Annotated in this window: 12 protein-coding genes; 10 read left to right on the forward strand and 2 right to left on the reverse strand. The window is 66.9% G+C overall.

Going from position 1 to position 12,553, the window contains the following annotated elements:
• The first annotated feature begins 37 nt into the window (after nucleotides 1-37).
• Both AC1Q6V_RS22990 and AC1Q6V_RS22995 read left to right on the forward strand, forming a co-directional pair.
• Entirely contained in the window at nucleotides 38-262 is a 225-nt protein-coding gene (locus AC1Q6V_RS22990; protein ID WP_010812270.1) for a hypothetical protein, read from the forward strand.
• 49 nt (nucleotides 263-311) lie between these two features.
• Complete coding sequence (locus AC1Q6V_RS22995; RefSeq protein WP_037023855.1) at nucleotides 312-836, forward strand: M48 family metallopeptidase; 525 nt, start codon at nucleotides 312-314, stop codon at nucleotides 834-836.
• On the opposite strand, the gene AC1Q6V_RS23000 is transcribed toward AC1Q6V_RS22995, so the two are convergent.
• Nucleotides 818-1,717, reverse strand: a complete 900-nt coding sequence (locus AC1Q6V_RS23000) for an endo alpha-1,4 polygalactosaminidase (protein WP_010812272.1) — start codon at nucleotides 1,715-1,717, stop codon at nucleotides 818-820. The genes AC1Q6V_RS22995 and AC1Q6V_RS23000 overlap by 19 nt on opposite strands.
• Nucleotides 1,718-2,133: 416 nt before the next feature.
• Between AC1Q6V_RS23000 and AC1Q6V_RS23005 the strand changes: the two genes are divergently transcribed.
• The 4 genes from AC1Q6V_RS23005 (at nucleotide 2,134) to AC1Q6V_RS23020 (ending at nucleotide 7,170) form a co-directional block, all read left to right on the forward strand.
• Nucleotides 2,134-3,036 (forward strand): amidohydrolase family protein, encoded by a 903-nt coding sequence (locus tag AC1Q6V_RS23005; RefSeq protein ID WP_011616127.1) that lies wholly within the window; start codon nucleotides 2,134-2,136, stop codon nucleotides 3,034-3,036.
• Between the two features lie 45 nt (nucleotides 3,037-3,081).
• On the forward strand, nucleotides 3,082-3,996 hold the full coding sequence (locus AC1Q6V_RS23010; RefSeq protein ID WP_010812274.1) for an amidohydrolase family protein: 915 nt from the start codon (nucleotides 3,082-3,084) through the stop codon (nucleotides 3,994-3,996).
• A gap of 109 nt (nucleotides 3,997-4,105) precedes the next feature.
• Nucleotides 4,106-5,548, forward strand: coding sequence for a UbiD family decarboxylase (locus tag AC1Q6V_RS23015; RefSeq protein ID WP_454750844.1), 1,443 nt, complete (start codon nucleotides 4,106-4,108; stop codon nucleotides 5,546-5,548).
• A 230-nt stretch (nucleotides 5,549-5,778) separates the two neighbouring features.
• Complete coding sequence (locus AC1Q6V_RS23020) at nucleotides 5,779-7,170, forward strand: nucleobase:cation symporter-2 family protein (RefSeq protein WP_010812276.1); 1,392 nt, start codon at nucleotides 5,779-5,781, stop codon at nucleotides 7,168-7,170.
• A gap of 5 nt (nucleotides 7,171-7,175) precedes the next feature.
• On the opposite strand, the gene AC1Q6V_RS23025 is transcribed toward AC1Q6V_RS23020, so the two are convergent.
• Nucleotides 7,176-8,099: a LysR family transcriptional regulator gene (locus AC1Q6V_RS23025; protein WP_010812277.1), complete on the reverse strand. Its 924-nt coding sequence runs from the start codon at nucleotides 8,097-8,099 to the stop codon at nucleotides 7,176-7,178.
• Nucleotides 8,100-8,291: 192 nt separating this feature from the next.
• Here AC1Q6V_RS23025 and AC1Q6V_RS23030 point away from each other — a divergent pair, with 192 nt between their 5' ends.
• Genes AC1Q6V_RS23030 through AC1Q6V_RS23045 form a run of 4 tightly spaced genes read left to right on the forward strand, consistent with a single transcriptional unit; the run spans nucleotide 8,292 to nucleotide 12,539 of the window.
• Nucleotides 8,292-9,164 (forward strand): FAD binding domain-containing protein, encoded by an 873-nt coding sequence (locus tag AC1Q6V_RS23030; protein WP_010812278.1) that lies wholly within the window; start codon nucleotides 8,292-8,294, stop codon nucleotides 9,162-9,164.
• Complete coding sequence (locus AC1Q6V_RS23035; RefSeq protein WP_010812279.1) at nucleotides 9,152-9,658, forward strand: (2Fe-2S)-binding protein; 507 nt, start codon at nucleotides 9,152-9,154, stop codon at nucleotides 9,656-9,658. Before AC1Q6V_RS23030 ends, AC1Q6V_RS23035 begins: the two co-directional genes overlap by 13 nt.
• On the forward strand, nucleotides 9,658-11,946 hold the full coding sequence (locus AC1Q6V_RS23040; protein ID WP_454750856.1) for a xanthine dehydrogenase family protein molybdopterin-binding subunit: 2,289 nt from the start codon (nucleotides 9,658-9,660) through the stop codon (nucleotides 11,944-11,946). Before AC1Q6V_RS23035 ends, AC1Q6V_RS23040 begins: the two co-directional genes overlap by 1 nt.
• Nucleotides 11,943-12,539, forward strand: a complete 597-nt coding sequence (locus AC1Q6V_RS23045) for a UbiX family flavin prenyltransferase (RefSeq protein ID WP_010812281.1) — start codon at nucleotides 11,943-11,945, stop codon at nucleotides 12,537-12,539. Before AC1Q6V_RS23040 ends, AC1Q6V_RS23045 begins: the two co-directional genes overlap by 4 nt.
• Nucleotides 12,540-12,553 lie beyond the last annotated feature (14 nt).

Here is a 12,553-nt window from a genome sequence, read left to right on the forward strand (position 1 = left end):
CAGGTTCGATTTTTCGCCGATTTCCCGAGCCATCGCCATGAGCAAACCCGCCCTGACCCTGAAGTTCAAGTGCAAGAAGTGCACCAAACCCGTCACGCTGTACCTGCAGAAGACGTCGGCCTGCTCGCACATCACCCCGTACCAGGGCTTCTGCAAGTGCGGCGAGATGATGCGCCACGCCACCGGCGACAAGGACGCGGTCGAGTCCTTCGTCAACTCGCTGGACAACAGCTGGATGCACCACCATCACCACCACCACTGAGCAGGCCACTGCCGTGAGTGAAACCTGGCGCCCCGCCGCCAAGGACCCGATGCGCTTCCTGGGCGGCTACCCGCCCGGCGTGCTGGAGCAGGTGCGCGAGCTGATCGCCGCCGGCCGGCTCGGGGACCATATCGCCCGCCGTTACCCCGGGCGCCATACCGTGCAGACCGATCGCGCGCTGTACGAGTACACCACGGACATCAAGCAGGAATATCTGCGCAGCGCGCCGCCGCTGCACAAGGTCGGCTTCGATGCGCGCCTCGATTCGGCCCAGCGTGCGCTGGGCCTGCACACCGCGATCTCGCGCGTGCAGGGCGGCAAGCTCAAGGCCAAGAAGGAAATCCGCGTGGCGTCGCTGTTCAAGGAAGCGCCGCCGGAATTCCTGCGCATGATCGTCGTGCACGAGCTCGCCCACCTGAAGGAGAGCGATCACGACAAGGCCTTCTACCGGCTCTGTGAACACATGGAGCCGCGCTACCACCAGCTGGAATTCGATACCCGGCTCTACCTGGCCTGGCGGGAGCTGGAACGCGCCGCCCCCGCCGGCGCAGGCACTCAGGCGTCGCAGGCGTAGCGGAACGAGCCGTTCAGGGTCTTGGGCAACACCAGCGTGCGCAGGTTGGCGGCCTGCGCCTTGGCGCACAGCCCGGCGCGCGTGGCCGCGTCCTTGTACTTGGTGGCGTACTCGATCTGGAACACCGGCTTGCCCTGCCCCGTGAACGCCGTATAGGCGCCGCACTCCCGGTACTGGAAGCACTGCTCGTTGATGGCGAAATCGAAGCTCGCCGCCAGGTCCGCCACCTGCTCCACATCGTTCTTCAGCCCCACCGCCAGCCCGCGCGCATGCGCCTCGGCCGCCAGGAAGCGGTTGTAGTCGAGCTGGGTCTCGGCCGTCAGCGGCAGGCCGGTGCTGTTGGTATAGCCATCGACGTTGTCCGGATCGACCGCGTCGCAGCCCTTGCTGACCGCCAGGTCCATGCGCGCCTGCATGATGCGGCGCACGTTGGCCGAGCGCGTATCGAGCCAGCGCTCGCCCGCCCAGCCCGACAGCGGCGCGCCCATGTCCGCGGCGGCAAACTGGTTGTAGTCGGGGCGCCAGTCCTCGGAGCTGCCCGCGGAGAAATAGCAGATCACGCGCCGGCCCTGGGCCTTGAGCGCAGCGATAGTGGCCTGCGGCGTATCGAACAGGTCGAAGTCATAGGCAGTCACCGCATAGCTGGTGTTGAGCTTGCCGGTCAGCTGGATCTGCCAGGTATCGGTCAGCGCCGGTGCCCAGCGCGTGGTCGCGCTGGTGGTGGTTTCCGTGACCCCGTATTTTGTTGTCGTGGCCGCCGTGGTCGTCGCAGTCGGCGACACCATCTCCGTCTGGCCCCCATCCCCGCCGCAGCCGCCCAGCGCCATCGACAGCGCAACAGACAGCATGGCCCCCGCCATCACCGCATAGTTGCCGTGCATGTTTTTCACCCTTCCCCGTGATAAACCCCGTTCAAAGCAATCGGCCCGAGTTCTCCCTGCCCCGCGCCGGCGGGCCTGCCACCACGGTTTATGCAATGTAGCGGATTCGTACCATGGTTGGAATGCACGTGCGCCCGCTGTTCGTGCGGCGCAACACACGATGCGCTTGACGCAACGCTTGCGCGCTAGGTATAAAGAGCGCGTGGGTAGAAGCGGTCGATTGGACAGCAGCGGTGCAATGCCGCGAGGTTCAACTGGAGATTGCTCACTGACGGAGGGTTTCGTCGGTGGCGCAGTGGTCCAACAGCTCCCCTGACAAAGACTCCCGATAGCAGCATGCAAGGCCGGCCCCGCGGCGTTGTTCGCGCACGCCCGCCGCATGCGTGTCCAACCTAGTCATTGTTAGGGGATCTCCCATGATCATCGACACCAGCTGTTATCCGACCAACCTGGTGGACCTGGCCTGGCGCCACGACGGCGACCCGTTCACCGGCGAGCGCCTGATCCAGATGATGGACGGCCCGTTCACCATCAACGGCAAGCCGCGCCGCATCGACAAAGCCTTTATCCAGCCCCCGCAGGGCAACACCATCTACACCTACACCGACGGCGTGAAGTCAGGCAGCGAGTCCATCGACGCGTACATGGCCTACACCGCGGAGATGGTGAAGAAGTATCCGGAACGCTTTATCGGCTGCTTCGTCTACAACCCGCGCTGCGGCGTCGAGAACGGCGTCAACGCCATGGAGCACTACGTCAGGAAGCTGGGCTTCAAGATGGTCCAGTTCCAGGCCAACATGCATGCCTACCGCCCGGACCGCGCCCTCGACTGGCTGCGCCCGGCACTGCAGAAGTGCGCCGAGCTGGGCGTGCTGGTCAAGCTGCATACCGGCGACGGCCCCTACAGCATCCCGACCGAATGGGTGCCGATGATGAAGGAGTTCCCGACGGTGAACTTCATCATGGCCCACTTCGGCGTGCAGACCGGCGGCGTGTATTGCTTTGAGCCGTTCCAGATGGCCATGGACATGCCCAACGTGTACTGCGAATCGGGCTGGTGCCTGCAGTCGCGCATCGTCGAGTTCGCCAAAGTGCTGCCCAAGCACAAGATCCTGTTCGGCTCCGACACCCCGCCCAACGAGCCCGGCATGTGGCTGCGCCTGCTGGAAGTGCTGTGCTTCGAGCCGCCGCAGGGCCTGAACCTGGATGAAGACACGCTGGAAGACTACCTCGGCAACAACGTCGCCCGGATGATCGGCCTGGAACCGACGCCGGTCCCGCGCACGCTCGAAGAAGCGAAAGCACGCCTGGCCGCGTAAGCGCACAGGCCCGCGCCACCGACAACGGACTCCGGAGCACACAACATGATTATCGATACCCATCTGCACCCGACCAATCTCGTCGACGAGGCCTGGCGCCACACCGGCGAGCCCTTCAACGGCGAGCGCATGCTCAAGATGATGGACGGCCCCTACATGATCAACGGCAAGCCGCGCCGCATCGACATGGGCTTTATCCAGCCGCCGCCGGGCAACACCGGCTACCGCGACGGCAACCGCCGCGGGCGCGAAGGCATCCGCGACTACATGGCCTACATCGCGGAGCTCTGCCAGAAGTACCCCGACCGCTTTATCGGCAACTTCACCTTCAACCCGCGCTGGGGCCCGGAAGAAGGCGCGCAGGAGCTGGAATTCCACGTCAAGGAATACGGCTTCAAGATGCTCAAGCTGCATGCCAACATGCACGGCTACCGCCCCGACCGCGCGCTGGACTGGCTGCGCCCGGCGATGAAGGTCTGCGCCAAGTACAACGTGGTGGTGCTGATCCACACCGGCGACGGCCCGTACACCATCCCGACGATGTTCTACCCGATCATCCGCGAATTCCCGATGGTCAATTTCATCATCGGCCACTTCGGCATCCAGACCGGCGGCAACTACTCGTTCGAGGCCTTCTGGATGGCAATGGACACGCCCAACGTGTATTGCGAATCGGGCTGGTGCTTCCAGTCGCGCATCGTCGAGTTCGCGCGCCAGCTGCCGCGCGACAAGATCGTGTTCGGCACCGACACCCCGCCCAACGAGCCCGGCATGTGGCTGCGCGAGCTGGAGATGCTGTGCGGTCCCGCGCCGCAGGGCATGGACCTGGACGAGGACGGGCTGGAGGACTACATGGGCAACAACATCGCCCGGCTGGTCGGCATCGAGACCACGGCGCCGCCCAGGACGCAGCAAGAGGCATTGGCGCGGCTGAAGGATACGTACGCCAGCACGCGCTGACATGTAGTCGCTAGCTGTTCGGCAGGCAGGCACGGCACGGCGGCCGGGAGCACTCCCGGCCGCCGGGGCAGCCTTCGCCCTGGCCAACCCTGACCACAGGAGCCGATCCATGAACTCACCCTCAGCGCCCTTCGCCTCAGCGGCATCGGCGCGCAAGCCCTTTCACGACACCTCGCAGGACTTCCACCAGTTCCTGGCCGCCTACCGCGAGGCCTTTCCCGAAGACGTGCTGCATATCCGCGAGCCGGTCGGCGCGGACCAGGACCCGACCGCACTGGTGTGGGCGCTGGCCGCGCAGGGCCGCCATCCGGCCCTGCTGTTCGACCATGTCGAAGGGCTGGGCACGTCGCTGGCGACCAACCTCTTCGCCTCGCGCGAGCGCGTGGGGCGCATGCTGGGCGGCGTGGCGCCCGCCGGCATCCATGCCGAATACCAGACCCGCAGCCGCCGCATGGTGGCGCCGCGCGTGCTGGACAGCGGCGCCGTCACCGGCCATGTCGAGACTGAACACATCGACCTGCGCACGATCCCGGCGATCAAGCACTTCGCCACCGACCGCGGCCCCTACATCACCAACGCGATCCTGATCGCGGAAGACCCCGACACCGGCATCGGCAACGCCAGCTACCACCGCTCGATGCTGCACTCGCCGACCGAGATCGCCACCAGCCTGCATTCGCGCGGGCACCTGTGGCGCATGCAGCAGCGCGCCACCGAACTGGGCCGGCCGCTGCCGGTGGCCATGGTGATCGGCGCGCATCCGCTGTTCATGCTGGCCGGCGCTGCGCGGCTGCCCTACGGCGTGGACGAGCGCCACGTTGCCGGCGGCCTGTTCGGCGCGCCGCTGGAAGCGGTACGCACGCCGCGCCACGGCATCCTGGTGCCGGCGCATGCGGAGATCGTGCTTGAAGGCGTGATTGATCCCGACGCGCGCGTCGACGAAGGCCCCTTCGGTGAATTCACCGGCTATTCGTCGGACCGCTCGACCAACAACCTGCTGCGCGTGGAAAGCGTGATGCGCCGCACCGATGCATGGCTGGTCGACGTGGTCGGCGGCAACTCGGCCGAACACCTGAACCTGGGCCGCATCCCGCGCGAATCGGAGATGGTCGAAAAGCTCAGGGAGCGCTTCCCCGGCGTCACCGCCGTGCACTACCCCAGCTCCGGTACGCACTTCCACGCCTACGTGGCGCTGCGCCAGAGCCGCCCAGGCGAGGCGCGCCAGGTGATGCTGGGCCTGCTCGGCTGGGATCCGTACCTGAAGACGGTGGTCGCGGTGGACGAGGACGTCGACATCACCCGCGATGAAGAAGTGCTGTGGGCGATGGCCACGCACCTGCAACCGCACCTGGACGTGGTGGTGGTCGACGGCCTGCCTGGCAGCGCACTCGACCCCTCGGCCTCGGGCGTGGGCACCACATCACGCATGGGACTGGACGCCACGCGCGGACCTGCCTTCGACGGTATCCGCGCTCGCATCGACCCTGCCGCGATGGAGCGCGCGGCAGCACTGCTGAAGCGGCTGGAACGCGCGGGCTCCCACATGCCGTAAGGGATAACCCGCTGAAACAGGCGGATTCATCGTTTCACCCGATCGATAAATCCGCCGCGAACGTTGTACCTTCCCGCCGCCGCTGTCATGCTGGACTGACAAGACAGGACAGGCGCGGGCATCGCACGAGAAGGATGGCGACTGACCATCCCGGAAAGGAAACTGCCGGCGACCTTGGCGACACGTGAGCGCAATGCGCGACCGGCGTGGTACCGACCAAAGGAGACAGTATGAATTCCACCCTGCCTACGCAAGGGAATGCCCCCGTGCATCCCGTCGACGAGGTCCTGCCCCCGACCCGCCTGCTGGCCCTTGGCCTGCAGCACGTGCTGGTGATGTATGCCGGCGCCATTGCCGTGCCGATGATCATCGGCGGCGCCCTCAAGCTGCCCAAGGACCAGGTGGCCTTCCTGATCGCCGCGGACCTGTTCTGCTGCGGCCTGGTGACGATGATCCAGAGCATCGGCATCTGGAAGGTCGGCATCCGCCTGCCGGTGATGATGGGCGTCACCTTCACCGCCATCGCACCGATCATCGCCACCGGCTCCAATCCGTCGCTGGGCCTGCCGGCCGTGTTCGGCGCGGTGATGGTGGCGGGCATCTTCACCTACATTGCCGCGCCCTATGTCGGCAAGATGGTGCGCTGGTTCCCGCCGGTAGTGACCGGCACGGTGGTGCTGGTGATCGGCGTCTCGCTGATGCGCGTCGGCATCAACTGGGCGGCGGGCGGCAACCCGACCATCAACACGGCGGCCGGCCCCGTGCCCAATCCCAACTTCGGCCTGCCGGTGAACATCGCCATCGCCACCGCTGTGCTGTGCACGGTGCTGGCGCTGGTGGCCTTTGCCAGGGGTTTCCTGTGCAACGTGGCGGTGCTGATCGGCATCGCGGTGGGCTTCGTGATCGCGCTGTCGCTGGGCAAGGTCAACTTCGACGGCCTGCACAACGCGCACTGGGTGGAGTTCATCACGCCCTTCCACTTCGGCTGGCCCACCTTCGATGCCATGACCGCGGTCACGCTGTGCGTGGTGATGATCGTGATCATGATCGAGGGCGTGGGCCAGTTCCTGGCGCTAGGCGAGATCGTGGGCCGCCCGGTGGGCTGCGACGACCTCGCGCGCGGCCTGCGTGCCGACGGCGTGGGCGCGCTGGTGGGAGCGGTGTTCAACACCTTCACCTACACCTCGTACGCGCAGAACGTGGGGCTGGTGCAGGTCACCGGCGTGCGCAGCCGCTGGGTCTGCGCCACCGCCGGCGGCATCCTCATCGTGCTGGGCTGCCTGCCCAAGCTGGCCTTCTTTGCCGCCTCGATCCCGCAATACGTGCTGGGCGGCGCCGCGCTGGTGATGTTCGGCATGGTGGCCGCCACCGGCGTGCGCATCCTCGGCCATGTGGACTTTGTCGAGAACAAGAAGAACGCCTATATCGTCGCCGTCAGCGTAGCGCTGGGCATGATCCCGCTGGTGTCGGACAAGTTCTTCGCGCAGATGCCGGAGCTGCTGGCCAAGTTCTGCCAGAACGGCATCCTGCTCGGCACGCTGACCGCGGTGCTGCTGAACCTGCTGTTCAACGCCCGCTCGCCGGTCCCCCAGGCCCACGGGCTGGCGAAGGAGCCGGCATGACGTAGTCAGGCTGCGTCGGCCAGCTTGGCGCGATAGCGCATCAGCAGGTCGCGGAAAGCCTGGGCCGGCGGTGACAGCGACCGGTCCGCGTGCACCAGCAGCGAGATCTCGCGGTGGATCACCGGATCGGTCGGCATCACCGTGGCCAGCCCCAGCGCGGAAGTCAGCCGCGTGACCGCCGCGCTCATCACCGCGATGCCCAGCCCGGCATCCACCATGCCCACCATGGTCAGCGGCAGGAACACCTCGTGCACCCGCTGCAGCGAAATGCCGCGCGCGGCCAGCGCGGTATCCAGGCAGTCGCGGATCGGGTTGCCCTTGTGCGGCCCGATCACGGGCAGGCCCGCCACGTCTTCCCAGCGCAGCGTCTTGCGCCGCCGCAGCGGATGATGCGCCGGCATCACGATCACGAAGGGATCGGACATCAGCCGGTGGGCGCTCAGGTCGGGCTGGCCCTCGGGAATGGTGCCGATGCCGAAATCCACCTCGCCCGAGCTGACCATCTTGGTCACCTCATGCTCGGACACGTCGTGCAGTTCCACCTTCACGCCGGGATGGCTCACGCAGAACTCGCGGATCACGCGCGGCAGCATCAGCGCGGCCTGGATCGACGACGCCGAGATCGACACGCGCCCGCGCCCCAGCGTGCGCAGCTCGCTGGAGTTCTCGATCACGCTGTCGATATCGGCCACCGCCTTCTTCACCAGCGGCAGCAGCTCCGCGCCCGCCTGCGTGATGTGCAGCTGGCGCGTGTGGCGGTCGAACAGCTTCAGGCCGAGGTTGCCTTCCAGCTCGTGGATCAGCGCGCTGACCGACGACTGCGACAGGTCCAGCTTCTCGGCCGCGCGGGTGAAGTGGCGCTCCTGCGCCACGGCGATGAACGCGCGCAGCTGGCGCAGCGACACGTTCATGTTGCTGATGTTTGGCACGTTGTCTACCTCCGGGATGTCGGGGTGCGCACTTGTCTTGCCAGATTGGCCGGCGCGTCTGATTCAGAGGGTAACACGATCAATTAATCCGTTTCCGGGTCTTTACCGATGAAGCCCATCCGCCCATGATGACTTCAACGGTGCGCGCCCCACACGACAGGCAGACGCCGATGGCACAGACCAGGAGGAGCAATGAGAGCGTTTGAATATTTCGAACCGGCAACGCTGGCGGAAGCCTCGGCCATGCTGCACCGGTGCGGCGGCAAGGCCAGCGTGCTGGCCGGCGGCACGGACCTGCTGGTCCAGATCAAGGAGTCCGTGCGCAAGCCCGAGCAGGTGATCAATATCAAGAAGATCCCGGGCATGGACGTGCTGACGTTCGACCCCGTCAACGGCCTGCGCATCGGCGCGCTGGTGACCACGCGCGCGGTGGAGACCTCGGGCTTCGTGCAGCGCCATTACGCCAGCCTGGCGAAAGCCGTGACGGACTTCGCCTCGATCCAGGTGCGCCATCGCGCCACCGTGGTGGGCAACGTCTGCCGCGCGTCACCGTCGGCCGATTCGATCGCGCCGCTGGTGGCGGACGGTGCTTCGGTACACCTGTATGGCCTGTCAGGCTCGCGCGAGCTGCGCGTCGAGGACTTCGTCACCGGCGTCGGCAAGACCGCCATCGCGCCGGACGAGATCGTCACCCGCATCACCGTGCCGGCGCCGCGCCCCCACACCGGCAAGGTCTACCTCAAGCATGGCCGCCGCGTGCAGATGGAACTGGCCACTGTCGGCGTGGCGGTATCGCTGACAGTCGAGAACGGCCATTGCGCCGAGGTCGGCATCGTGCTGGCAGCGGTCGGCCCCACCCCGGTACGCGCCATGCGTGCCGAGCAGGTGCTGCGCGGCCAGCGCGTGACGGACGCCCTGGTCCTGCAGGCCGCGCACGCCGCCATGGGCGAAGCGCGCCCCATCAGCGACGTGCGCGCCAGCGAAGCCTACCGGCGGCAGATGGTCAGCGTGCTGACCCGCCGCGCCCTGGAACAAGCCCTGGAGGCCGCAACATGCGAAAGATAATCGAACTCGTCATCAACGGCGAACCGCGCGAACTGGCGGTGGAACCGCACGGCACGCTGCTCGACGCCCTGCGCAACGACGCCTGCCTGACCGGCACCAAGAAGGGCTGCGACGTGGGCGAATGCGGTTCATGCACCGTCATCATCGACGGCCAGCCGATGAATTCCTGCCTGGTGCTGGCGCCCGAAGCGCACGGCTGCCACATCACCACCATCGAAGGCGTGCAGCCCGCGCCCGACACCGTGCACCCGATCCAGGAGCAGTTCATGCAGTGCGGCGCCGCGCAGTGCGGCTTCTGCACGCCGGGCTTCGTGGTGATGGCCAAGGCGCTGCTGGACGAGAACCCGCGTCCCACGCGCGACGAAATCCGCTTTGCCATTGCCGGCAATATCTGCCGCTGCACCGGCTACACCAAGATCATCGAGGCCATCGAGAGGACCGCCGAGGCCATGGAATTCGCGGGCTGCAAGGCCCGCGCCAGCGAGGAGGCATGATGACCCACGCCGTGATCGGACACAGCGTCAAGCGCACCGACCTGCTCGACAAGGTCACCGGCAACGCCAGATACGTTGCCGACATGCCCTTCCCCGGCCTGCTGTTCGGCAAGATGAAGCGCTGCAACCTCGCGCACGCGAAAATCCACCGCATCGACACCTCGCGTGCGCTGGCATTGCCAGGCGTCAAAGCCGTGCTGACCCATGAGAACGTGCCGCGCGTGCTGCACGCCGGCTCGCCCCACCCGCGCTCCGCCTCGGTGACCTGCGACCAGTACATCCTGGACGACAAGGTGCGCTACTGGGGCGAAGGCGTCGCCGCGGTGGCCGCCATCAGCGAAGAGATCGCCGAGCGCGCGGTCGAGCTGATCGAAGTCGAGTACGAAACGCTGCCCGCCGTCTTCACCACCGAGGACGCCGAGCGCTCTGACGCCCCGCGCATCCACGACCGCGAACCCGGCGGCAACCTGGTGCTGCCGCCGGTGATCATCAAGCGCGGCGACGTCGAAGCGGGCTTTGCCGAGGCGGACTTCATCCTCGAAGGCATCTACGAAGGCGGCCGCCCCACCCCCGCCTACATGGAGCCCAACGTCTGCACCACCAGCTGGGACGGCAACGGCAACCTGACGGTGTGGATCTCCACCCAGACCGCCTTCATGGTGCGCGGCATCATGGCCGAGGTGCTGGGCCTGCCGCTGCACAAGGTGCGCGTGCTGGTCGACCACATGGGCGGCGGCTTCGGCGCCAAGCAGGACCTGTTCCAGCAGGAGTTCCTGTGCGCGCTGCTGGCGCGCGAGACGCGCCGCCCGGTGCGCATGGAATACACGCGCGAGGAAACCTTCCTCGGCGGGCGCACGCGCCATCCGGCGAAGATCTGGCTCAAGCAAGGCTTCCGCAACGACGGCACCATCACCGCGCGCCAGGCCAAAGTGGTGTTCAACTCCGGCGCCTATGGCTCGCATGGCCCGGGTGTGACCAATGTCGGCACCGCCGCCATGGTCTCGCTGTACCGCTGCGACAACGTGTTGCTCGAAGGCCGCTGCGTCTACACCAACAGCCCCATCGCCGGCGCCTTCCGCGGCTATGGCGTGGTCCAGACCTATTACGCGCTCGACGTGCAGATGGACGAGGCCGCCGAGCACCTGGGCCTGGACCCCGCCGGGCTGAAGCTGAAGAACGCCGTGCGCGAAGGCGACATTGCGCCGTCCAACCATCCGCTGATCGGGCACGGCCTGGAGGCCTGCATCGAGAAAGGCATGGAACTGGTCGACTGGCCCGCGCTACGCCGGCGCCCGCGCGACACCAACGGCCCGATCCGCACCGGCTGGGGCCTGGGCTGCGAAATGCACGGCAGCAGCGCCTATCCCGGCATCAAGGAGCAGGGCAACGCCATCATCAAGATGAATGAGGATGGCACCGTGGTGCTGCTGACCGGCGCGGCCGGGCTGGGTACCGGTGCGCATACCGCCCTCGCCCAGATCGTTGCAGAAGAACTGACCCTGCCGTTCGAAGCGGTGGCGGTCGTGCACGGCGATACCGACGTGGTGCCCTGGGACATCGGCGCCTTTGCCAGCCACACCACCTATATGGTCGGCAAGGTCGCGCAGATGGCGGCGGGCGAGATCAAGCGCCAGCTGTTCGATCGCGCGGCCAAGCTGATGGAATGCGAGCCCGAGGCCCTGACACTGACCGCCGGCGTGATCGCCGTGCGCGACCGCGACGGCCCGACCCTGACCGTGCGCGAGGCCGTGATGCCGCGCAAGGGCATCCCCGCCGCGCAGCTGGTGGGCACCGCCACCTATCACCCGACCAAGTCGTATTCATTCGCCGCGCATTTTGTCGAGGTGGCGGTCGATACCGAAACCGGCTTCATCACCGTGCAGCAGGTGTTGCCTGTGCATGACGTCGGCAAGGTGATCCACCCGGTGGCTGCCGCAGGGCAGATCGAAGGCGGCATCCAGCAAGGCATCGGCCATACGCTGTATGAGGACTACCAGATCGATATGCGCACCGGGCGCTCGCTCAACGCCAACTTCGTCGACTACAAGATGCCGCTGGCGATGGACATGCCACCCATCCACACGGTGATCCTGGAAGCGGCCCCCGACCCCGGCGGCCCGTTCGGCGCCAAGGGGGTGGGCGAGGACCCGATCGTCGCGATCGGGCCGGCGATTGCCAATGCGGTGTTCGATGCCATCGGCGTGCGCTTCCGGCACTACCCGATCAAGCCGGAGCAAGTGCTGCAGGCACTGGCTGAGAAGGCAGCGAAGGAAGGCGCCACCCCATGACCCGCAAGCAACGCCTGGTGGTGGCCATTACCGGCGCCAGCGGCGCGGTGTACGGCGTGCGCGTGCTGCAGGCACTGTCGGCACTGGACGGCTGGGAGACCCACCTGGTCTGCTCGCCGTCCGGCCTGCTGACCGCGCACCATGAACTGGGATTGCAGCGCCCGCAGCTCGAAGCCATGGCCGACGTGGTGCACAACGTGCGCGACATCGGCGCCACCATCGCCAGCGGCTCGTTCCGCTGCGACGGCATGGTAGTGGCGCCGTGCTCCATGCGCACGCTGGCCGCCATCGCCACCGGGCTTGCCGACAACCTCGTCACCCGCGCCGCCGACGTGATGCTCAAGGAGCGCCGCCGGCTGGTGCTGCTGGCGCGCGAGACGCCCTTCCACCTGGTGCACCTGCGCAACATGACCACGGTGACCGAGATGGGCGCCATCGTGGTGCCGCCGGTGCCGGCCTTCTACACACATCCGCAGTCAGTGGACGACATCGTCAACCACACCGTGGGGCGCGTGCTGGACCTGTTCGACGTGCCGCACGACGGGCTGGTGGAACGCTGGCAAGGCTTGCGCCCCAACGTGGCTACCGCCTGAAGAGAACTAGAGAA

The sequence above is a fragment of the Cupriavidus sp. GW823-FHT07B10 genome (genome assembly GCF_058794355.1).

Excerpts from the sequence above, each read along its gene's own strand:
- AC1Q6V_RS23020 (WP_010812276.1), top strand. The coding sequence starts at position 5,779 with ATGAATTCCACCCTGCCTACGCAAGGGAATGCCCCCGTGCATCCCGTC.
- AC1Q6V_RS22995 (WP_037023855.1), top strand. The coding sequence starts at position 312 with ATGCGCTTCCTGGGCGGCTACCCGCCCGGCGTGCTGGAGCAGGTGCGC.
- AC1Q6V_RS23040 (WP_454750856.1), top strand. The coding sequence starts at position 9,658 with ATGACCCACGCCGTGATCGGACACAGCGTCAAGCGCACCGACCTGCTC.
- AC1Q6V_RS23030 (WP_010812278.1), top strand. The coding sequence starts at position 8,292 with ATGAGAGCGTTTGAATATTTCGAACCGGCAACGCTGGCGGAAGCCTCG.
- AC1Q6V_RS23000 (WP_010812272.1), bottom strand. The coding sequence starts at position 1,717 with ATGCACGGCAACTATGCGGTGATGGCGGGGGCCATGCTGTCTGTTGCG.
- AC1Q6V_RS23010 (WP_010812274.1), top strand. The coding sequence starts at position 3,082 with ATGATTATCGATACCCATCTGCACCCGACCAATCTCGTCGACGAGGCC.
- AC1Q6V_RS22990 (WP_010812270.1), top strand. The coding sequence starts at position 38 with ATGAGCAAACCCGCCCTGACCCTGAAGTTCAAGTGCAAGAAGTGCACC.
- AC1Q6V_RS23005 (WP_011616127.1), top strand. The coding sequence starts at position 2,134 with ATGATCATCGACACCAGCTGTTATCCGACCAACCTGGTGGACCTGGCC.
- AC1Q6V_RS23015 (WP_454750844.1), top strand. The coding sequence starts at position 4,106 with ATGAACTCACCCTCAGCGCCCTTCGCCTCAGCGGCATCGGCGCGCAAG.
- AC1Q6V_RS23045 (WP_010812281.1), top strand. The coding sequence starts at position 11,943 with ATGACCCGCAAGCAACGCCTGGTGGTGGCCATTACCGGCGCCAGCGGC.
- AC1Q6V_RS23035 (WP_010812279.1), top strand. The coding sequence starts at position 9,152 with ATGCGAAAGATAATCGAACTCGTCATCAACGGCGAACCGCGCGAACTG.